This window comes from Streptomyces sp. R41, from assembly GCF_041053055.1.
GTDB lineage: Bacteria > Actinomycetota > Actinomycetes > Streptomycetales > Streptomycetaceae > Streptomyces.
Genome location: NZ_CP163443.1, coordinates 4,977,836 through 4,997,817, shown reverse-complemented (window position 1 = coordinate 4,997,817; position 19,982 = coordinate 4,977,836). Strand labels below are relative to the sequence as shown.

The following is a 19,982-nucleotide window of genomic DNA, read 5'->3' as shown; positions in this document are numbered from 1 at the left end:
ATGATCCGCCGGACAGGCCCTAGCCGCGCGGTTCGTCACAGCTGATCGACAAGCACCCCGAAGGGCCCCCAATGTGGGGGCCCTTCGGGGTTAGGCTCGCGATCGACGGCCACTCGGTCGTTGAGACCGGGTCTGCCGAGGTGGGGGAAACACCGAGCATGCGCGCACTGCGAATAATCCTGATCGTCGCCGTCATCCTGGGCGGCCTGTTCGTGATCGCGGACCGGGTGGCGGTCGGGTTCGCGGAGGACAAGGCGGCGGACCGGATCAAGAGCACCGAGGGCCTGGCCAGCACCCCCGACGTGTCCATCGAGGGCTTCCCCTTCCTCACCCAGGTCGCCGGCGGCGAACTCGACGACGTGAAGATCGGCATCAAGAACTACGAGGCCTCGACGGGCGGCACGAGCGCCGCCGCCTCCACGATCCGCATCGACGACCTCAGCGCCGAGATGCACGGCGTCGTCTTCAACGGCGACTACAGCTCCGCCACCGCGAACAGTGCCGTCGGCACCGCGTCCATCTCGTACGCCGAGCTGCTCAAGGCCGCCAAGGCCGAGCCCACTCAGGTCGCCTCCGGCGTCACCGCCCGGGTCATCGGCCTCTCCGACGGCGGCAACGGCAAGATCAAGGTCACGGTCGAGGCCACCGTCTTGGGCACCAAGCTGCCCCAGCCGGTCTCCGTGCTCAGCTCCGTCAGCGTCTCGGGCGACACGGTGAAGGTGCACGCCGACTCCCTGCCCAAGCTGGGCGTCGAGCTCGCCGAGGGCCGGATCCGCGCGATCACCGACTTCGAGCAGAAGATCGACGAACTGCCCGGCGGTATCCAGCTCGACAAGGTCGAGGCGGCGAAGAGCGGCGTCGACATCTCGGTGAAGGGTTCGGACGTCAAGCTGGTCGGGTAGGCCTCGGCACGGGCAGGGGCACGTGGAGGGCGGCCGGTTGTCCGAAGAGCGAGACGGCCTCGTCCGTACCGCAGATGCGCTGTCGGCGTGACGACGGAAACAGGGGCCCGGAAACCGGGCGGGCGCGGCCTCGATGGTCACCGCATCCCACATCACGGACGATCGCGTCTCAATATCCGACACACCGGTGACATGCCCGCCTGTCCGTCCCTACGATCGGACGCATGAAGCGACAGGCGGATCTCACGAAGCGGCGGGCAGTAGACCTGTGCCGCGTCGCCGCCATGCTCTGTCGCACCTTCTGAGCGGAAGCGTTCGTACTTCCGCGAGCCGGGCCCCTGGACCTCTCTTGTCGGGGCCACCCTTGCGCCACGCAGCCGTTTACCGGCATGACCGCGCACCCCTCACTGACGCACCGCCCCGCCGCAACTGCCCCGGAGGAGAACGAGCATGAGCCGCAGCGACGTCCTGGTAGACGCCGACTGGGTCCAGGACCACCTGGACGACCCGAGCGTGGCCATCGTCGAGGTCGACGAGGACACGTCCGCGTACGAGAAGAACCACATCAAGAACGCCATCCGGATCGACTGGACCAAGGACCTCCAGGACCCGGTCCGCCGTGACTTCATCGACCAGGAGGGCTTCGAGAAGCTCCTCTCGTCGAAGGGCATCGGCAACGACACCCTCGTCGTCCTCTACGGCGGCAACAACAACTGGTTCGCCTCGTACGCCTACTGGTACTTCAAGCTCTACGGCCACGAGAACGTGAAGCTCCTCGACGGCGGCCGCAAGAAGTGGGAGCTCGACTCCCGCGACCTGGTCGACGGCTCGCAGGTGCCCGACCGTGCCGCCACCGCGTACAAGGCCAAGGCCCAGAACACGGCGATCCGCGCCTTCCGTGACGACGTCGTCGCCGCGATCGGCTCGCAGAACCTGGTCGACGTGCGTTCGCCCGACGAGTTCAGCGGCAAGTTGCTCGCCCCGGCCCACCTGCCGCAGGAGCAGTCGCAGCGTCCGGGCCACGTCCCGACCGCCCGCAACATCCCGTGGTCGAAGAACGCCAACGACGACGGCACCTTCAAGTCGGACGACGAGCTCAAGGAGCTCTACGCCGAGGAGCAGGTCGACCTCGCCACGGACACCATCGCGTACTGCCGTATCGGTGAGCGTTCCGCGCTCACCTGGTTCGTGCTGCACGAGCTGCTCGGTGTGGAGAACGTCAAGAACTACGACGGCTCCTGGACCGAGTACGGCTCCCTGGTCGGCGTCCCGATCGAGCTCGGCGCCAACAAGTAACCCTCAAGGCCTGAAGGACGGAATCGAAATATGTGTGGAGCGAAGGCCGGCGGCCCCGACGCCTCGACGATCAAGCCCGGTGAGACCACGATCCAGGGCCAGGTGACCCGCGACGGCGAGCCGGTCACGGGTTACGTCCGCCTCCTGGACTCGACCGGCGAGTTCACCGCCGAGGTCCCGACCTCGGCCACCGGACAGTTCCGCTTCTACGCGGCCGAGGGCACGTGGACCGTGCGGGCCCTGGTGCCCGGCGGCACCGCCGACCGCACGGTCGTCGCCCAGACGGGTGGCCTCGCCGAGGTCGCGATCGCCGTCTGAACGACGGACCGCCGTCCCTGACGGCAGTCACCTGAACGGCTGAAGGGCCGCACCCCCGGGGGTTGGACGCTTACCGGATCGGGGTGCGGCCCTTCGGCTTGCCCACGCGCGGGCAGATGACCTTTCCCGCGCATGGGCCGATGGACCTATCCCGCCCGTGCGCCGACAGGCTCTCGCTCGTGCGCCTACGGCTTTCGCGGGCCTACGCTGGGTGTATGTACGCACGACGGCGTCACGTCTATTTCGCCATGATGGGGACGTGCATCGGGCTCTTCGTCCTGGCCTGGGGAGTGGTGCGGCTCTGGTCGATTCCTGTGGCCGTCGGGATGTGTGTGGTGGCCATGGTGATTCCGCCGCTGGCCGCGATGGTGGCCAATCGGCGCGGGCCGGAGGACCGGTGGTGGGACGACCCGTCCGGTGACCCCAAGTCCGATGAGTGGTGGGACGAGCTGGACGGCAAGAAGCGGCGGCAGTAGACGGCAGCGGCGGCAGTCGACGGCATGGGGGCGGCGGTAGAAAGGCGCATATGTCGCGTACGAGATTGTCCACCGTGGTGTTCGACGCGCCTGACGCGCATGCCCTGGCCGACTTCTACAGGCGGCTCCTCGGGTATGTGGTGCGCGCGGAGGAGCCGGACTGGGTGCTCATCGGCCCGCCGTACGGCGGCACCGCGCTCGCCTTCGAGACCGAGCGGCTCTACACGCCGCCCGTGTGGCCCGCGGGCCCCGACGACCAGCGGATGATGCTGCACCTCGACATCGAGGTCGACGATCTGGCCGCGGAGACGGCCCGTGCCCTCTCCGAGGGGGCCAGGCTCGCCGAGTACCAGCCCCAGGAGCACGTACGGGTCTTCTTCGACCCGGCGGGGCACCCCTTCTGCCTCTGGGTGCACACGCATGAGAAGCATCCGAAGCGTCTGAGGCGTCACACGCGTCAGGCGACTCAGCAGGCGAGCGGCCGGGCGACTCAGTGACGAGCGGCCGGGCGACTCAGTAGACGAGTGCCTGCGTCTCGTCCCCCATCGCCTCCTGCACGAAGACCTGCGCGCCCGCGATGCGTACGCCCTCCAGGACGTCCTTCTCCGTGATCTCGCGCCGGGCCGCGCACTGGGTGCAGAGCGTGATGCGCCCCGCGGCCAGGATCGAGTCGATCAGGTCCGGCAGCGGCGCCGCGTGCGGAAGCTCGAACTCGGCGGCGCGGCCCGGCAGCGCGAACCACGAGGACTCGCCGGTCAGCCAGAGGGAGACGTCGACGCCACTGGCCACGGCCACCGCCGCGACGGTGAACGCCTGTGAGCAGCGCTCCGGGGCATCGGCCCCCGCCGTCACCTTGATCACGAGCTTCTTCGCCATGCCCGAATGGTAGTCCGAATCGTAATCAACTCCCGTGCAACTCCATGCGGTGGCCATGGGTCTCCTGTGCGCGCGGATACGGAATCCGCGCTTCACGTTCTGTGGGGGGACGTCTTGGAAGTCTCGGAAACACCGGAAGTACCCGAAGTACCTGGAAGACCCCAGGCACCTGAAGTGCCCGAAGCGCTGGACGTGCCGGTTGTGCCGGACGTGTCGGTCGCGCCGGATGTGCCAAGGCGCCGGCGGGGCCGTACGACCCTGATGATCGCCTCGGCCGCCGTGCTCGGGCTCGTCGCCGGTACCTGCGCCGGCTATCTCGTCCAGGCCGACCGCGAGCCCACCAAGCTGCCGTCGCTGTCGCAGCCGGTGGTGGCGCAGGCCAAGGGCGCGGGCCCCGAGCCGCTGTCGGCCGCGCAGGACCGCCGGGTGAAGACCGACGGCGACCTGCGCAAGCTGCTGATCAAGCGGCCGAAGGGGACGCGGGAGGCCGACTGGCTGAGCGACGACGGCTGGATGGACATCGGCGAGTACGCGGAGTCGTACACGAAGCCCGCCGGTGCCTTCAGGGGTCTGGTCAGCGACGAGTTCCGGCGCGCGGCCGTTACCGGCTGGCGGGTCGGCAGCACGTACAGCGTCGAGATCCGGCTCGCCCAGTACCGCCAGGAGGAGAACCTCGCCGCCGCGGACGCGGCCGAGGACGGCCACTACTGGGCGAACGAAGAGAGCGGCACCCGCAGCTGGGACATCCCCGGCACGGGCGACGGCACGGCGTATGTCCACACCAAGGCCGACACGAAGGCCGGGTATCTGCCGATGTACGAGGCCGAGGCGCACGCCTGGCGCGGTGACATTGCCATGGAGATCTGGATCTACGACACCAAGCCGATCCCCAAGTCGAAGATCATGGACCTGGCCAAGCAGCAGATGGAGCGGCTGTGACCGAGCAACCGACAAACCCGGAGCCGCTGGAGCCGGTGGCCGCCGTGAACCCCGTCCCGGAGTCCGTGAACCCCGTCCCGGAGTCCGTGACGCCGGTCCCGGAGTTCGTGACGCCGGTCCCGGAGTTCGTGACGCCGGTCCCGGAGTTCGTGACGCCGGTCCCGGAGTTCGTGACGCCGGTCCCGGAGCCCGAGCCCGCCAAGAAGCCCGTGCGTCGTGGGCGTATCGCCGCCATCGCCGGTTCCGTCCTGCTCGTCGGCGCCGTCATCGGTGGTGCCGGCTACACCGTCGTGACCGTCCAGGATGCCGATCGTGACGCGGGCGCGCCGGTCTGGAAGTTCCCGAAGGCCGCGAAGGAGGACGCCAAGAAGACGAAGGCGGCCTCGGAGCTCGCCGCCATGCTCGTGCCGTACGAGGCCGACGGCTGGAGCCGGGGCCCGGACATCGCCGAGTTCGGCTCCGACGCCGCGCTCAGCGGGGGCGAGGCCGCCGCCCTGCGCAAGGAGTCGATCAGCGATCTGCCCCGCTCCCAGCGGCGGCGGCTGGAGAAGCAGATCGACAAGCAGCACACCAAGGGCATGGTGATGCGCAGCTACCTGAGCACGGCGAACGCGAGCGACTCCTCGGCCTACGCCGAGAGGGCCTTCACCGTGAGCATCGAGCTGATGCAGATGGAGGACAAGACGGCGGTCCGGAACATGTCGACCTTCCAGAACGAGTTCTTCGACGCCCTCTCGATCTTCCGCAGCGGGCCGAAGATCGAGGGTCACAAGAACGCCAAGTGCTTCCTCCCGCCCAAGGACAAGGAGGAGAAGCTCGACATGATGATCTGCTCCGCCTACGAGGGTGACGTGCTCGTCAGCGTCACCGCGGAGGCGGCCAAGCCGCTGAACACCAAGGGGGTCGCGGCGCTCCTGCGCGAGCAGCTCGACCGCATCGTCGAGCCGGGGGAGGCGGTATGAGCGAGCAGACCGAGCAGACGACACCGATGGAGCCGCAGGCCGTGCTGCCTCCGGTGCCACCGATGCCCGAGGCGGCTCCGACCATGGTGCCCGCCGAGCCGGCCCCGCCGGTCAAGAAGGACCGCCGAGTCCTGCGCGCCGTGCTGCGCTGGACCGCGGCCGCGGTGGTCTTCGGCGCGGTCGGCACGTCGGCCGCGTACGGCATCACGCGGATGGAGCGCACCGACGTACCCGGTCTGGCGACGGAGTCGGACGGGCGCTGGGACTACCCGACGATCATCAAGCCGCCGCTGCCCTCGGGCAGCCCGGGCCCGATGGCCGAGTCGAACAAGGCCGGCACCCACTACGCCGACCTGCGCAAGCTGGTCCTCCCCGCCCCCAAGGGCGCGAAGGCCGACGCGGCGCTGCGCGGCGAGGACGGCTGGCTGGCGACGAAGACCTTCCTGGCGGAGTACGCCGAGAAGTCGGACCGGGACACCGTCGGGCAGAAGCTGACCGACTACGGTCTGCGGCACATCGCCGCGCGCGGCTGGACCACCGAGGACGGTACGCACACGCGGATCTACCTGCTGCAGTTCGACACCGCGGGCGTCGCGGACGAGCTGTTCACCACCGACTTGGCGAACTACGACTCCCCGCAGTACCCGGTGCGCGGCGCCGCGTTGACCGAGCGGGACGAGAAGTTCCCGGAACGCGCCGCGGTCGACGAGGTCACGCGTTTGTCGTACGTGGAGAGCAAGCCGTACGGCGCCGAGCAGGTGCGGCAGGCGTACCTCTCGGCGGGGGACACCCTCGCCCTGATCGTCCAGTCCCGGAAGGGCACCGCGCAGGCGGTCCCGTTCCAGCAGACGGTGATCCTGGAGAGCCAGCTGCTCGGCTGAGCCCGCCAGGGTGCACCTGACAGAGAGGGCCGGGCCCCACCCGACTAGAGTGGGGTCCGGCTCTTGTGTACACCGCAACCCCCGCTCATCCGAGGAGCACCCGTGGAGATCTTCTTCGAAACCCTGCTGGTCCTGGTCTGCGTCGGCGTGCTCGCCTTCGCCGGACTGACCGTGAAGAAGCTGTACCAGGGCCAGCGCTGACCCCCATCAAGGAACTTCCGAGCTCATGATCGAGATCCCGTCCGACCTCCACAAGGACCTGGTCCCCCTCGCTTTCCTGCTCGGCACCTGGGCCGGCGCGGGCGTCCACGACTTCCCCGGCTCCGAGAAGTGCAACTTCGGGCAGGAGGTCACCTTCACCCATGACGGGCGGGACTTCCTGGAGTACCACTCGCACACCTGGGTGCTCGACGCGGACGGGAACAAGGTCAGGCCGCTGGAGACCGAGTCCGGCTTCTGGCGCGTCGACGGCAACCGCAAGGTCGAGGTCGTCATGACCCGCGACGACGGTGTCGTCGAGATCTGGTACGGCGAGCTGGCCGACAAGAAGCCGCAGATCGACCTGGTCACGGACGCGGTCGCGCGCACGGCGGCCTCGGGTCCGTACAGCGGCGGCAAGCGCCTGTACGGGTATGTGAAGAGCGATCTCATGTGGGTCGGCGAGAAGCAGACCCCCGAGGTCGAGCTGCGCCCCTACATGTCCGCGCACCTGAAGAAGGTCGTCACCCCGGAGGACGTCGAGCGCTGGGCCAAGGCCCTCCCGGACGACATGCCGGACGACGGGATCGCTTTCTTCAAGTAGACCTAGACTCTCTGGTGTGGTGAGCACCGACTGGAAGAGCGACCTGAGGCAGCGCGGCTACCGGCTGACGCCGCAGCGCCAGCTTGTCCTCGAAGCCGTGGACACCCTGGAGCACGCGACCCCCGACGACATCCTCATCGAGGTGAGGAAGACGGCGTCGGGGGTCAACATTTCCACGGTCTACCGGACCCTGGAGCTCCTGGAGGAGCTCGGCCTGGTCTCGCACGCCCACCTGGGGCACGGCGCGCCGACGTACCACCTGGCCGACCGGCACCACCACATCCACCTGGTGTGCCGCGACTGCACGAACGTCATCGAGGCCGATGTCTCGGTCGCCGCCGAGTTCACGGCGAAGCTCCGTGAGACGTTCGGCTTCGAGACGGACATGAAACACTTCGCGATCTTCGGCCGTTGCAAGGACTGCGCGGCCAAGAAGTAAGGACCGCGCGGCCGGGACGGGGTGTCCGGCCAGGAAGCCGGGCTCCGTAAGAAATAAAATCGGCAGCTACTGGGTCGTAGGCTGTGTGGATATGAAGAGCCCCCTGCTGTCCCTGCCCGGCGCCGTTCCCGCCGAGGGCGTGGACGAAGCCGTCGCCGCCCACTACGGCGACCTGTTCCGTGAGCAGCGTGCCCTCGCCGACGGCACCGGCTTCGTGGACCTGTCCCATCGCGGTGTCGTCACCGTCACCGGTGAGGACCGGCTCAGCTGGCTGCACCTGCTGCTCACCCAGCACGTCTCGGACCTCCCGGCGGGCCGCGCCACCGAGGCGCTGATCCTCTCCGCGCACGGTCACATCGAGCACGCGCTGTATCTCGTCGACGACGGCGAGACGGTGTGGATGCACGCGGAACCCGGCACCCAGGAGGCGTTGATCGCCTACCTGGAGTCGATGAAGTTCTTCTACCGGGTCGAAGTCGCCGACCGCACGGCCGACTTCGCCATCGTGCACCTCCCGGCCGGTTCCATCGCCGAGGTGCCCGAGGGCGTCGTCGTACGCGAGACGCCGTACGGGCGTGATCTCTTCCTCCCGCGTACGGACCTGGAGTCGTACGCGGAGAAGCACGGCCCCGCGGCCGGACTTCTGGCCTACGAGGCCCTGCGCGTCGAGCACCACCGCCCGCGCCTCGGCTTCGAGACCGACCACCGCACCATCCCGCACGAGCTGGGCTGGATCGGCAGCGCGGTGCACCTCCAGAAGGGCTGCTACCGCGGCCAGGAGACCGTCGCCCGCGTGCAGAACCTGGGCAAGCCCCCGCGCCGCCTCGTCTTCCTGCACCTCGACGGCAGCGAGGTCCATCTGCCGCCGCACGGCACCGAACTCCGCCTCGCCGACGAGGGCCCCGACGGCCGGAAGATCGGCTTCATCACCACCTCCGTACGCCACCACGAGCTGGGCCCGATCGCCCTGGCACTGGTCAAGCGGAATGTGCCGGTGGACGCGGCGCTGGTGGCGGACACCACGGCGGCGGCACAGGAGGTCGTCGTCGAGCCGTAGCCGCCGGCAGGCGCACCCACCCCGAGCCCAGCCTCGGCACCGGGCGCCTCACATCTCCAGCAGCACCGTAAAGGGCCCGTCGTTCGTCAGGGACACCCGCATCTGCGCACCGAAGCGCCCGGTCGCCACCGTCGCGCCCAGGGCGCGGAGTTGGGCGACCACCTCGTCGACGAGGGGCTCGGCCACATCGCCGGGCGCGGCGGCGTTCCAGGTGGGCCGACGGCCCTTGCGCGCGTCGCCGTACAGGGTGAACTGGCTGATCACGAGCAGCGGCGCGTCGATGTCGGAGCAGGACTTCTCGTCGGCGAGCATGCGAATGGACCAGAGTTTGCGGGCGAGTTGGCCCGCCTTCTCCTTGGTGTCGTCGTGCGTGACCCCGACCAGTACGCACAACCCCTCACCGCTGATCTCGCCGACCGTCTCGCCGTCCACGACGACGCTCGCGCCGTCCACCCTCTGCACCACCGCACGCATGCGGACCATCATGCCGTGCGGGGCCGATGAGGCGTCGTGCGGGCCCTTCGCGTGATTTCCGGGCGTCACTAACCCCCCATCTGGGGCCGATCGGGGGCACTCGGTCACATAGCGGCCACTTGGGGTGGCACGATGCGGTGTGTTGCGGTGCAACCGTGGGGTGGACCGCGCCGGTCGAGGGGACGGTAGAGGCACATGAGCACACCGAGTAGTGGGCAGCCGCCCGGAATCGTGTCACTGACCCGTACGAGCCCACGTGCGGAACGGACGGGTGGGATGACGGCCCGGCCGCCGGCGCAGCGCACCGACAGCCCGCTGTCGGCCGAGCCGCGCCCGCACGACCTCGCCGTACTCCGGCTGCCCGAGCTGCGGACACTGCGCCGGGACGCCCAGCGGGACGAGGCCGATCTCAGCTATGTGCGGCGGCTGCTGCAGGGGCGTATCGACATCCTGCGGGCGGAGCTGGCGCGCCGCGGCGAGCAGCGGGCGCCTTCCCCGGCTTCGGGGCGGCTGTCGGTCGTCGGCCCCGGACAGCCGTCGGTCGTCGAACGGCTCTCGGAGATCCTGACGGACGCGCCCGCCAGGCACCGCTCGTCGGCCCGCCATGTGACAGTGGGCACACCGCGCGGCGAGGAGTACCGGGCGCTGGCCGCGGACATGCTCGCGGAGGTGGAGCTGTCCGACCTGGAGGCCCGTACGGACGAGGAGTTGGGCGCCGGGATGGGCCGGCTCGTCAGGTACGAGCAGCAGGTCTCCCGGCGGCGCCAGCAGCTGCAGCGCACGGCCGACGATTGCAGCGCCGAGATCGCCCGCAGGTACCGTGAAGGCGAAGCACAAGTAGACGACCTGCTCATGTGACGCGGCGGCCCCGGCGATCCCGGGGCCCTTCCGGGGTGGGTCCCCACCTCGGAAGGCCACCCCTGATGTCCGTGCCCGCCATATCGCCTGTCCTCGCCGAAGTCGTACGTTCCGGCTTCGTCGAGGGACGCCATCGCGGCAGCCTGGTGCTGCTGGCCGCGGACGGGTCGGTCGAGCTGGCGCTCGGCGAGGTGACGGCGCCGGTCTTCCCGCGCTCGTCGAACAAGCCCATGCAGGCGGCGGGTGTGCTGCGCGCCGGGCTCGACCTGGCCGGAGAGCGCCTCGCCCTCGCCGCCGCGAGCCACTCCGGGGAGATCTTCCACCGCGATCTGGTCCACAAGATGCTGGACGAGCACGGGCTGTCGGCCGGGCAGCTGCAGTGCCCGCCGGATCTGCCGCTGGACCCGGCCGAGGCCGAGACGTATCTCGCCGCGGGCGCCGTCCGTGACCGGGTCACCATGAACTGCTCCGGCAAGCACGCGGCGATGCTCGCGGTGTGCGCGCTGCGGGGCTGGCCGACGGAGTCGTACCTCGACCCCGGACACCCCCTCCAGCAGCTGATCCACTCCGTGGTCGAGGAGGCGGCCGGGGAGCGCGTCGCCGCGGTCGGCACCGACGGCTGCGGGGCGCCCCTCATGGCCATCACCCTCACCGGCCTCGCCCGTGCCTTCCGCTCCTTCGTCCTCGCCGCCCCCGGCTCCGCCGAACGACGCGTGGCCGACGCCATGCGCGCCCACCCCGAGTACGTCGCGGGCACGCGCCGCCCCGACACCTGGCTCATGCGCGAAATCCCGGGTGCCCTCTCCAAGATGGGCGCGGAGGCCGTCCAGGCGATCGCCCTCCCGGACGGCCGGGCCCTGGCCTTCAAGATCGACGACGGCGGGGGCCGGGCGCTGGGGCCTGTCCTCGCCCGTGGGCTGGGCCTGCTGGGCATGGATGCCCCGGTGGTGTCGCGGATCGGGCGGGCGCCGCTGCTGGGTGGAGGGCGAGAGGTGGGGGAGGTTCGGGCGGCGTTCTGAGTACGGGGGTGTGGGGCTGGCGTGCGGATTTTTCGCCCCCTCCGCCCCTGCCCGTCCCGACCAGCCTTTCGGCTGCGGGTGGTTGGGGGGCTTGTCGCGCAGTTCCCCGCGCCCCTTTTTAGGGGCGCGGGGAACTGCGCAATCTTTTAGCGGGGGTCTGGGGGCGCAGCCCCCAGGGACGGGACGGGTAGGGGCGGAGGGGGCGAAAAACCCCACGACACCCCCACCGTCGTACACCTAGCGTGGCGTCATGGCCCCCCGTGACCCCATCGACGTACGCCCGATCACCGAGCCGGAAACCCGGGAGTGGATCCGCGCGCTGAACGCGGGCTTCCTGCGGTCGCCGGAAGTGTCGGAGCGAGAGCTCGCGGACCGATGGTCGTACATCGTGCCGGAGCGCACGCTCGGCGCATTCGACGGCGCCCGCTGTGTCGCGACCTTCCGATCGTTCCCGCAAGAGCTGACCACGGTGGGCGGCACCCCCGTCCCCGCGAACGCGATCTCGAACGTCGCCGTCACCGCCACCCACCGCCGCCGCGGCGTCCTCAGCCGCATGATGGCGAGGGACCTCGCGGCGGCGAAGGAGCGGGGCGACGTCGTGGCGACACTGATCGCCGCCGAGTACCCGATCTACGGGCGGTACGGCTTCGGCCCCGCCACCAGCACCACCGAGTGGACCATCGACGTACCGCGCGCGGGACTGGACCCCCGCTGGTCGGGACCGCCCGACGGCGGTCGTATCGACCTCGTGGACGCCGAAGACGTCCGCAAGATCGGCCCCGAACTGCACGAACGGTTCAGGCGCATCCAGCCCGGCGCGGTCAGCCGCACCGACCGCTGGTGGCAGATCAACACCGGCGTGCTGCGCCTGGACAGCGCGCCGTGGACAGAGCCGTTCTACGCCGTGTACCGCTCACCGGCCGGCGAGATAGAGGGCCTGGTGTCGTACGAGTCGGACGACAAGTGGGGCGACGCCAAGCAGCCCCTGAACACGGCCGACGTGAACTGGCTGATCGCGGTGACGCCGGAGGCCGAACGCGCTCTGTGGCAGTACCTCTGCTCGATCGACTGGATCACCAGGGTCAAGACCGGCTGGCGGGCCCCGGACGACCTGCTGCCGCACGTCCTGCCCGATCCGCGCGCCGCTCACGTCACCACGCAGGCGGACTGGCTGTGGGTGCGGATCCTGGATGTCGTACGGGCTCTGGAGGCGCGTACGTACGCGGGGACCGGGACCCTGGTGCTGGAGGTCACCGACCGGGACGGGCTGTCCGCCGGGCGCTACCGGCTGGACGCGGGTCCGGACGGAGCATCTTGCGCATCAACGACACTGGCCGCCGAACTCACCCTGGATGTGGGCGAGCTGGCGGCGCTGTGGCTCGGCGACGAGTCGGCGGTGCGGCTCGTCGCGCTGGGCCGGATCCGGGAAGAACGAGAGGGCGCCGCCTCCGTTGCCGACGCCCTGCTCCGCACGTCCAGGCGACCTTGGTGCCCGGACATCTTCTGATCTCGGCCGGCCGGTACTCCTTCCGTGCGGGTGATGACTTCTGGTCCGTTATCCGTAGCTATTCAGTTGTGGCTGCGCATTCAGTTGTGGCTGTGCGTTCAGTTGTGGCTGTGCTGTGCGGTGGTGCGGACTGACCGAGCTCCCGGCTCCCCTCCGGAAGGGAGCCCGGTCAGCCGGACTGCCGGACGGTGGCGCCCGGTCAGCCGGACTGGGCGAGCAGCATCACGAGAATCACAGCTCCGATGCCGCTGATCACGGAGTTCTTGGCCTTGAGGCCGATGGACAGCGCGACGAACGCGATGATGCCCATCGGCCCGTACTTCCACTGGATGAGCTGTTCGAATCCGATGGCGAGGGCGGCGACGGCGAGGGCGATGAGCGGCATGACGGTCCCTCCTTCGGGACGGGGAGGCGGACCCCCGCTGAGGACCGTCCACCTGGTCCACCTGGCTGGCAGGTGCGACTCTGGCGGCCAACCCTCGGGAAGCTTGACCATGTTGCTCAAGTTGGTGACCAACTCAAAGGTACTTATCTCCGCGTTGGGTCGACTCATAACCACCTATCAGGTAACTGCCCAAAGATGGCGGGAAGTTGTAGTGTTTGGTCGTGGAACCGGAACACGCCGCCGTCAATGGGCGGAACAGGTCACCACGGCCACCGAGGTCACACCGTGAGGTGGCCGACGAGCTGCGCAGCCGGATCAGGTCCGGTCAGCTGCGGGCCGGCCAGCGCATGCCCACGCAGGCCAAGCTGGCGGACGAGTTCGGCGTCGAGCGCGGCGCCGTGCGCCAGGCGCTGCGCATCCTTCAGTCGGAGCATCTGCTCGTCAACGTGTCCAAGGGGAGCCCCGCGACCGTCGCCGACAACCCGGAAAGGTCTCTGACCGGCCCCGAAGCCCCGCCGCAGCCCACCACGGTGGCACTCGGCGCGAGGATAGCCGCCGCCTTCGCGGCCCCTCATGTGGAGATAGACGCGCTGTGTCTGACGTCCATCTCCCTGACACTTGCCATCGGTGAGCCCCTCCGTCAGATTCACGCGGGGCGAATAAAACCGGCCAGGGTGGACGTCCGCCTGCTGCTGCCGAGCAGTGACATCGATCTTGCCTTCCCGGCCCCTGTCGACTCTTCCGCCGACGGCCGCCTCCAGCGCAACTGGCTGGCCAACCGCAACGCCCAGGCCCAGGTGCTGCGTCACAACCTGCTGGCCCTGCGGTCCACGCACGGCATCGATGTGAACGTCACCTTCCGCGCGCTCCCCTTCACACCACCCGTGAAGCTGTATCTGCTCAACGGCGCCGAGGCCCTCTTCGCGTACTACACCCTCGCCAAGCGCGAGGGGGAGATCGACGATGTGCACCTGGAGATGTACGACGTCCAGGGCACGCAGTCCATGCTCTTCCCCTTCACCCAGGGGGCGGGGCTGCGGGACACGACGTTCGTGGAGCAGTCCCACCTGTGGTTCAACGCGCTGTGGGAGACCATCAGCTCGGAGTTGCTGTTCACGAGCTGAGGTCTCCTGGGCGGGAGTCTTCGCTGGTCACAGCGCAGGACCCGCGACCATCAGGGCGAGCATGAGCGCCCCGATGGAGCTGCAGGTGGGACTGTTCGCCTTGATTCCGATGGTGAGCAGCAACAGTCCGATGATGCCCATGGGGCCGTACTTCCACTGGACGAGCTGCTCGAAGCCGACGACGAAGACGGCGGAGAGGAGGGCTATGGCGGGCATGGTGGTTCCTCCTGCTTTCAAGTCCTGCTTCAAGGAAGGCCGGTGGGAGGCCGGCCGGGAGGGGAGGCAAAACTTCCGCCAACTTGGCCAAGTTGGTTACCAACTCTGATTAAGTTGTCCCCACTTGGCTACTACTCATAAACAACTCCCAGGCAACTCCCCATAGATGGGCGAGAGTTGTAGCGTTTGGTCGTGACCCAGGAGAACGTCGCAGTGAACGGCAGCAGAAGGACCTCGCCCCAGGAGATCGCCGACATCCTGCGGGAACGCATCCGCGTCGGTGACCTCAAGGCGGGCGACCGCCTGCCCACCCAGGCCGAGTTGGCAGAGGAATTCGGTGTCGAGCGCGGCACCGTCCGTCAAGCCCTCCGGGCACTCCAGGACGCCGGTCTGCTCAGCAACGTCAGCAAGGGCAGCCCGCCGAGGATCGCCGACGTTCCCGCCGCGCGGGACGAACCCCAGCCGACGATGGTGGGGCTGGCGCCTCGCCTCACCGAGGCATTCTCCGTACCGCGCGTCCGCGTGGACGCCGCCTGCCTCACCGCGGAGACATTGATGGTGGCCCTCGGGGAGCCTGTCCGCCTGATCCACGAGGGCAGGATCCGTCCGGAGTCGATCGACGTACGGATTCTGCTGCCCTCCCGGGACATCACCCTGGCGTTCCCCGTCCCGGTGGAGGGGCGCGGAGAGGACGACCCCGTCCACAAACGCTGGCTGGACCAGCGCAACGCCCAGGGTCACGTCCTGCGCCACAACCTCCAGTCCCTGCGCTCCTCCCACGGCATCGACGTCCGGGTGACCTTCCGCGCGCTGCCGTTCACCCCACCGGTGAAGCTGTACCTGCTCAACGAGTCGGAGGCGCTGATCGCGTACTACATGATCACCAGGCGTGAGGAGACCGTGGACAGCGGAGTCCTGGAGATGTACGACACCCTCGGCTCGGCGTCCCTCCTCTTCTCCTTCGAGAAGCGGGCCGGCCAACGGGACGCCGCCTTTGTGGAGGAATCCCAGAAGTGGTTCGACGCCCTCTGGGAAACCATCACCACTGACCTGACACTCTCCTAGTGACTTCTGATACGGCGCAGACTGAATCGGTGGCGACAGCGACAGAGAACCTACGGGAAGTGATCAACCGTGCCCGCTTCGTGCTCTTCGACTTCGACGGGCCGATCTGCCGGTTGTTCGCGGGGCATGCCGCGGAGGATGTGGCGAAGGATCTGGTGGAGTGGCTCGAACGGCAGGGGCTGCGGGGACTGTTGACCGAGGAGGAACGTTTCCACCCGGACCCGATGGTCGTCCTGCACGCGGTCAACCGGCGCCACCCGCACAGTGATCTGGTGGCCGAGCTCGAGGCGCGGCTCACCCAGCAGGAACTCAAGGCAGTGCCCTCGGCCATGCCCACGGCATTCGCCGATCCCCTGATACGCACCTGGAGCGCCGTCGGAGCCCGGCTGGCCATCGCGACCAACAACTCGGCCCGCACCGCGGCCAGTTACCTGGAGAGCCGTGGTCTCGCCGAGTGCTTCGTGCCCAACATCTACGGACGCACCCAGGAACTGCACCACCTCAAGCCGCACCCGCACTGCCTCAACCGCGCCCTCAACGCCCTGGGCGCCGCCCCGTCGACCGCGCTCATGATCGGGGATGCCCCCTCGGACTTCGAAGCCGCCCAGCGGGCCGGCGTTCCGTTTCTTGGCTACGCGCGTAACGAGAGCAAGGAGAAGCAGTTGCGGAAGGCCGGAGCGCAGGCGGTCGTGGGGTCACTCGAGCCGGTCCTGCGGGAGCTCCGGGGTCAGGCCTGAGACACCAGGATGATGAAGACCACCGCCGCTCCCGCCGCCAGGGACGAGTGGCCCTTACGTATGCCTATGAAGATCAGTGGCAGAAGGAGCGCACACACGAGTCCGAACTTCACCTGGGTCACCAGTGCCAGGATGAACTCGGTGACCGCCAGAGCCACTTCCCATTGAGCCATGTTTTCCACCCACCCCTTCAACTTCCAGTGAAGCGATCAACTCCCCGTCCAATTGGACTGGTTGACTTGAATGTTGTCTGCCCTGCCCGGTTGATCCCTTAACCAGCGGACCGGTTGGACTGGTTACTTGACCGGAATCGGTTTGCTTGTCGGGTGGCAGAGGTACGGTCGGGGTGTGGACGGACAGCAGATCGGCGACGGCGGCGGCAAGGAGTCCCTGCGTGTCGCCGGCGCGCTGCTCGCCCGGATCAGCGACGGGACCTATCCATTGGGAGCCCTTCTACCGCCCCAGCGCGAGCTGGCGAAGGAGTTCGGGGTCTCCCGGGACACGGTGCAACGGGCGTTGAGGGAGCTGGCCAACGGCGGGTGGATCATGTCCCGCCAGGGCAGCGGGTCCCGGGTTTCCCGTGTGGTGGAACCGCAGCGTGCCCCGACCCGTGCGCCGAGTGGCGCGAAGCCGGGTTGGGCCGTGACCCTGGGCCCGATCATCCGCCAGGCCTTCGAGCAGCCGGAAGTCACCCTCGACGTCTACACGCTGACATCCGAGTCCCTGGACATGCACATCCGGGTTCAGGAGGAGCGGATCCGCACAGGGGAGATCGCCCCTCGGCGCATCTCCATGCGCATGCTCCTGCCGTCCGAGGATCTGGCCGTGCCCTATCCGCGCACCAAGGACGATCCGGACGACCCACGGTTGAGAGACCGTCTCCAAAGCCTGACGCGCAGGCACACGGCATCCGTGCGACGCGTGCTGCGGGCCCTTGAACTCGAGGACCTGGTGCCCAGCGTCGAGCTGGAGATCCGCCACGTGGAGCTGACTCCGACGTTCAAGCTGTACCTCCTCAACGGGACCGACGCACTGCAGGCCCTCTATGAGCCGGTCGAACGCCTGATTGAGCTGGAGGACGGCAGCGAGATCCTCGCGGTCGACGTACTGGGCTTCGGCGCCACCCTCACGCACTACGTCAAGGACGACGACCCGGACTCCACCGGATCAGTTTTCGTCGCCAGTAGTCAGGCGTGGTTCAACTCCGTATGGAGTCTGCTCGCGACCTGAGGGAGTTTCCGGCAAAGCGCCGCCGTCCGCATCCTGCCGCCCTTAGCGTGCGTTTACACCATTGAGACCGACCCAACACGCCAGAGGCCGTCAGCGACGCTAAGGTTTGCCGCAACCTCAGTTACAGGAGTGGCCCGTGGGAGCACCTCCGGTTCCCAAGCGCGACTTCTGGGAACGATGTGCCGCCGATGGTGCCTACGACGAGTTCGTGGGACAGGCGAAACAGCTCGGAGTGATGAGCGGCGGTCATCACAACCGGAACTACGTGCTGCCCCTGACCGAGGCGATGGCGCGGCGCGTGGGGCGTGAGCCCGGCACCAATGTGACGGTGCGGATCCGCAGGCCCGAAGCCCTTCCGGTGGTCATCAGAACCTGGGAGCAAGAGGCTCAGATCCTCGCCGCCATCCGGGGCGTCCTGCCGCATGTGCCGGAATGTCTCGCCCGGCGCCGAGACTCGGCCGTGCACAGCTACGTGGAGGGCGTTCCGCTCTCCACGGTCTGCCCCAACGGCAAGCCGGTCGACGGACTGCTGATCAGCGCGCTGGCCGGGCTGCTCGCACAGATGTCGCAGGTGCGCAGGGAAGCGTTACCTCCGCTGCCCGACGGCTGGTCGCCCAATGACAAGGACAGCCAGGCCTTTCTGCAGACGTTGGCGCATCTCGCCGACCGTCAAATCCGCCGGCCCAATTGGACTGACTTCGGTGGGCTGTTTGCCGCGTTGGGAATCCCCGAGGACGCCCTGACCCAGTTGGCCGCGCGGGTCCCCCCGATGGCCCGTCGTCCGTACAGCCTCCTCCACGCCGACCTTCACCGGGACAACGTGATCGTCACCTACCGTGGAGAGCCGCCCCTGATCTGTGTGGACTGGGAGCTCGCGACATACGGCGACCCGCTGCACGACCTCGCCACCCACCTGGTCCGGATGCGGTATCCGGACTTCCAATGGGGCGAGGTGGTCGACGCGTGGGCGGATGCCATCCAGGACACCAGACCGGCGGCGGCGAACGGCCTGGCACGGGATCTGCGCCACTACGTGGCCTTCGAGCGCGCCCAGTCCGTTTATCCGGATGTGATGCGTGCGGCGAGATCCCTGGAGGACTCGCTCGACCAGAAGAGCCTGGACCAGGCAACCGCCTCGGTGAGCAGCGCCCTCAAGGCCGCGGCCGAGCCGCTCAGGCTCGCGCATGTGCCCGACGAGGCCGAGGTCGAGCGCGTCCTCATCCGGTGGCAGGCATCCCGGCACGATCGGCGGGCCGGCGTCAGCAGGTCGGTCACCACCCTGGCCTGGAAGCCCGATGAACGGCTTCCGGAACACCCGGACTTTCCCCGCTGGGCCGTGCGCCACGCCTTGATCGCCGAGGGGGCAGCGCCTGCCGGTCGGGTGTTCAAGGGAACCGCCCACCTCAACTCGGTGGTGCGCGTGCCGGACATCGCTTTTCCGGTGGTGGTGCGGCGCAAGGTGGCATCGGTCTGCCGCCGCGAACGTGGCTATCTGAGCGAGCACGCCGTCCTGAGGGCCATTGAGGAGTCCGGGGTCGCGGTGACGGCACCCAGGGTGCTCGCGCTGGGCGAGAGTCACACCAAGGACCCCTTTGCCATCCACACGTATGTCGGCCCGCAAGACGGGGTTCAGCCGCCGAACCACCCGGTGAACGGGCTGCTGCCCCACGAGGCGGACAAGCTGGTGGACCAGCTCTGCGCTCTGACCCTGGTGGACTACGCCTCGCTGGATCCGACAGCGCCGGACTGGTCCGGGAACAGGGACTTCTACGAGTGGTTGTGCAACCAACTGGTACTGCTGGTGGAGGGGTTGCCCAAGGAGTCGCAGCAGCTGGCCCGAGTGCTGGGCCTGCCCGGCGCGCGTCGTCTGAAGGAAATCCTGTTCCGGCACCGGGTGACCTCGCGCAAGCCCACGCTGCTGCACGGGGACCTGAACCCGTGGAATCTCGTGCGCCGCGACGACTCCCTCGCGCTGACCATCATCGACTGGGAGCTGGCGATGGTCGGCGACCCTCTGTACGACCTGGTCCGGCACATGCATCTCACTCCGACACGGCCCGAGATCCGCGATCGGATGTTCCGCCGTTGGGCGGCCAGCCTGCCCAATACGCACACCAAGAACTGGAAGCACGACTGGCTCGCCTACCGGTGGCTCGAGATCGTCCGTTCCTCATATGTCGACCTCGACCGCCTGGTCACAGGCGCCAGCCTCGACGCCCCCAACGTGCGCAGGGCCGTGGACTCGTACGCGATGACTCTGGAGGCGGCCAGAGCGGCACTCGGCCTTCCCGTCCGCTCGACGGCGAACCCCTATCTTGCCCGCGCATTGCCGCACGGCGACCATGGCAACACACGGCGGGTCGGATTCTCAGCAGGCATGTGAGGCCTCGCTGGATGGCTCCGCCCGGTGAGGGGGGAT

General features: G+C 68.6%; 25 protein-coding genes. 20 read left to right on the top strand and 5 right to left on the bottom strand.

Features of this window, described 5'->3' with window-relative positions:
• Nucleotides 1-158 precede the first annotated feature (158 nt).
• The 6 genes from AB5J53_RS22915 (at nucleotide 159) to AB5J53_RS22890 (ending at nucleotide 3,489) form a co-directional block, all read left to right on the top strand.
• Entirely contained in the window at nucleotides 159-902 is a 744-nt protein-coding gene (locus AB5J53_RS22915; protein WP_369247540.1) for a DUF2993 domain-containing protein, read from the top strand.
• A gap of 224 nt (nucleotides 903-1,126) precedes the next feature.
• Nucleotides 1,127-1,207 (top strand): putative leader peptide, encoded by an 81-nt coding sequence (locus AB5J53_RS22910; protein ID WP_350310325.1) that lies wholly within the window; start codon nucleotides 1,127-1,129, stop codon nucleotides 1,205-1,207.
• A 145-nt stretch (nucleotides 1,208-1,352) separates the two neighbouring features.
• Nucleotides 1,353-2,198: a sulfurtransferase gene (locus AB5J53_RS22905; protein WP_369247539.1), complete on the top strand. Its 846-nt coding sequence runs from the start codon at nucleotides 1,353-1,355 to the stop codon at nucleotides 2,196-2,198.
• Nucleotides 2,199-2,228: 30 nt separating this feature from the next.
• Nucleotides 2,229-2,516, top strand: coding sequence for a DUF1416 domain-containing protein (locus AB5J53_RS22900; protein ID WP_054232391.1), 288 nt, complete (start codon nucleotides 2,229-2,231; stop codon nucleotides 2,514-2,516).
• Between the two features lie 215 nt (nucleotides 2,517-2,731).
• On the top strand, nucleotides 2,732-2,992 hold the full coding sequence (locus AB5J53_RS22895) for a DUF3099 domain-containing protein (RefSeq protein ID WP_369247538.1): 261 nt from the start codon (nucleotides 2,732-2,734) through the stop codon (nucleotides 2,990-2,992).
• 50 nt (nucleotides 2,993-3,042) lie between these two features.
• A complete protein-coding gene (locus tag AB5J53_RS22890; RefSeq protein WP_369247537.1) occupies nucleotides 3,043-3,489 on the top strand; it encodes a VOC family protein in 447 nt (148 codons plus the stop codon).
• Between the two features lie 16 nt (nucleotides 3,490-3,505).
• Here AB5J53_RS22890 and AB5J53_RS22885 read toward each other — a convergent pair whose 3' ends face one another.
• Entirely contained in the window at nucleotides 3,506-3,868 is a 363-nt protein-coding gene (locus AB5J53_RS22885; RefSeq protein ID WP_369247536.1) for a DsrE family protein, read from the bottom strand.
• A gap of 174 nt (nucleotides 3,869-4,042) precedes the next feature.
• Between AB5J53_RS22885 and AB5J53_RS22880 the strand changes: the two genes are divergently transcribed.
• The 6 genes from AB5J53_RS22880 to AB5J53_RS22855 all read left to right on the top strand — a co-directional run bounded on the left by AB5J53_RS22880 (nucleotide 4,043) and on the right by AB5J53_RS22855 (nucleotide 8,948).
• On the top strand, nucleotides 4,043-4,807 hold the full coding sequence (locus AB5J53_RS22880) for a hypothetical protein (protein WP_369247535.1): 765 nt from the start codon (nucleotides 4,043-4,045) through the stop codon (nucleotides 4,805-4,807).
• Nucleotides 4,804-5,769 carry a hypothetical protein gene (locus tag AB5J53_RS22875; protein ID WP_369247534.1) on the top strand — a complete coding sequence of 322 codons (966 nt, stop codon included), beginning with the start codon at nucleotides 4,804-4,806 and terminating at the stop codon, nucleotides 5,767-5,769. Before AB5J53_RS22880 ends, AB5J53_RS22875 begins: the two co-directional genes overlap by 4 nt.
• Nucleotides 5,766-6,650 carry a hypothetical protein gene (locus AB5J53_RS22870; RefSeq protein ID WP_369247533.1) on the top strand — a complete coding sequence of 295 codons (885 nt, stop codon included), beginning with the start codon at nucleotides 5,766-5,768 and terminating at the stop codon, nucleotides 6,648-6,650. Before AB5J53_RS22875 ends, AB5J53_RS22870 begins: the two co-directional genes overlap by 4 nt.
• A 226-nt stretch (nucleotides 6,651-6,876) precedes the next feature.
• Nucleotides 6,877-7,452 (top strand): FABP family protein, encoded by a 576-nt coding sequence (locus AB5J53_RS22865; RefSeq protein ID WP_369247532.1) that lies wholly within the window; start codon nucleotides 6,877-6,879, stop codon nucleotides 7,450-7,452.
• A 16-nt stretch (nucleotides 7,453-7,468) separates the two neighbouring features.
• On the top strand, nucleotides 7,469-7,891 hold the full coding sequence (locus tag AB5J53_RS22860) for a Fur family transcriptional regulator (protein ID WP_369247531.1): 423 nt from the start codon (nucleotides 7,469-7,471) through the stop codon (nucleotides 7,889-7,891).
• A 91-nt stretch (nucleotides 7,892-7,982) separates the two neighbouring features.
• Entirely contained in the window at nucleotides 7,983-8,948 is a 966-nt protein-coding gene (locus AB5J53_RS22855) for a folate-binding protein YgfZ (protein ID WP_369247530.1), read from the top strand.
• Between the two features lie 48 nt (nucleotides 8,949-8,996).
• Here the strand turns inward: AB5J53_RS22855 and dtd are convergent, their stop codons facing one another.
• Nucleotides 8,997-9,422: a D-aminoacyl-tRNA deacylase gene (gene dtd, locus AB5J53_RS22850; RefSeq protein WP_189186087.1), complete on the bottom strand. Its 426-nt coding sequence runs from the start codon at nucleotides 9,420-9,422 to the stop codon at nucleotides 8,997-8,999.
• Nucleotides 9,423-9,617: 195 nt separating this feature from the next.
• Here dtd and AB5J53_RS22845 point away from each other — a divergent pair, with 195 nt between their 5' ends.
• The 3 genes from AB5J53_RS22845 to AB5J53_RS22835 all read left to right on the top strand — a co-directional run bounded on the left by AB5J53_RS22845 (nucleotide 9,618) and on the right by AB5J53_RS22835 (nucleotide 12,806).
• Nucleotides 9,618-10,280 carry a hypothetical protein gene (locus AB5J53_RS22845; protein ID WP_369247529.1) on the top strand — a complete coding sequence of 221 codons (663 nt, stop codon included), beginning with the start codon at nucleotides 9,618-9,620 and terminating at the stop codon, nucleotides 10,278-10,280.
• Nucleotides 10,281-10,345: 65 nt separating this feature from the next.
• Nucleotides 10,346-11,299, top strand: coding sequence for an asparaginase (locus tag AB5J53_RS22840; RefSeq protein ID WP_369247528.1), 954 nt, complete (start codon nucleotides 10,346-10,348; stop codon nucleotides 11,297-11,299).
• A 250-nt stretch (nucleotides 11,300-11,549) separates the two neighbouring features.
• Complete coding sequence (locus AB5J53_RS22835; protein WP_369247527.1) at nucleotides 11,550-12,806, top strand: GNAT family N-acetyltransferase; 1,257 nt, start codon at nucleotides 11,550-11,552, stop codon at nucleotides 12,804-12,806.
• Nucleotides 12,807-13,005: 199 nt separating this feature from the next.
• On the opposite strand, the gene AB5J53_RS22830 is transcribed toward AB5J53_RS22835, so the two are convergent.
• Nucleotides 13,006-13,191 carry a hypothetical protein gene (locus AB5J53_RS22830; protein ID WP_369247526.1) on the bottom strand — a complete coding sequence of 62 codons (186 nt, stop codon included), beginning with the start codon at nucleotides 13,189-13,191 and terminating at the stop codon, nucleotides 13,006-13,008.
• Between the two features lie 215 nt (nucleotides 13,192-13,406).
• On the opposite strand from AB5J53_RS22830, the gene AB5J53_RS22825 reads away from it, so the two are divergent.
• Nucleotides 13,407-14,315: a FadR/GntR family transcriptional regulator gene (locus AB5J53_RS22825; protein ID WP_369247525.1), complete on the top strand. Its 909-nt coding sequence runs from the start codon at nucleotides 13,407-13,409 to the stop codon at nucleotides 14,313-14,315.
• A gap of 27 nt (nucleotides 14,316-14,342) precedes the next feature.
• On the opposite strand, the gene AB5J53_RS22820 is transcribed toward AB5J53_RS22825, so the two are convergent.
• Nucleotides 14,343-14,531 carry a hypothetical protein gene (locus tag AB5J53_RS22820; RefSeq protein WP_369247524.1) on the bottom strand — a complete coding sequence of 63 codons (189 nt, stop codon included), beginning with the start codon at nucleotides 14,529-14,531 and terminating at the stop codon, nucleotides 14,343-14,345.
• Nucleotides 14,532-14,717: 186 nt separating this feature from the next.
• Between AB5J53_RS22820 and AB5J53_RS22815 the strand changes: the two genes are divergently transcribed.
• Together AB5J53_RS22815 and AB5J53_RS22810 are read left to right on the top strand one after the other, a co-directional pair.
• Complete coding sequence (locus AB5J53_RS22815) at nucleotides 14,718-15,596, top strand: GntR family transcriptional regulator (protein WP_369247523.1); 879 nt, start codon at nucleotides 14,718-14,720, stop codon at nucleotides 15,594-15,596.
• Between the two features lie 29 nt (nucleotides 15,597-15,625).
• Nucleotides 15,626-16,333 (top strand): HAD family hydrolase, encoded by a 708-nt coding sequence (locus AB5J53_RS22810; protein WP_369247522.1) that lies wholly within the window; start codon nucleotides 15,626-15,628, stop codon nucleotides 16,331-16,333.
• Here the strand turns inward: AB5J53_RS22810 and AB5J53_RS22805 are convergent.
• Entirely contained in the window at nucleotides 16,324-16,506 is a 183-nt protein-coding gene (locus tag AB5J53_RS22805) for a hypothetical protein (protein WP_369247521.1), read from the bottom strand. The genes AB5J53_RS22810 and AB5J53_RS22805 overlap by 10 nt on opposite strands.
• A 175-nt stretch (nucleotides 16,507-16,681) precedes the next feature.
• Here AB5J53_RS22805 and AB5J53_RS22800 point away from each other — a divergent pair, with 175 nt between their 5' ends.
• Together AB5J53_RS22800 and AB5J53_RS22795 are read left to right on the top strand one after the other, a co-directional pair.
• Complete coding sequence (locus tag AB5J53_RS22800; protein WP_369247520.1) at nucleotides 16,682-17,563, top strand: GntR family transcriptional regulator; 882 nt, start codon at nucleotides 16,682-16,684, stop codon at nucleotides 17,561-17,563.
• 235 nt (nucleotides 17,564-17,798) lie between these two features.
• Complete coding sequence (locus AB5J53_RS22795) at nucleotides 17,799-19,946, top strand: aminoglycoside phosphotransferase family protein (protein ID WP_369252401.1); 2,148 nt, start codon at nucleotides 17,799-17,801, stop codon at nucleotides 19,944-19,946.
• The last annotated feature ends 36 nt before the right edge of the window (nucleotides 19,947-19,982 follow it).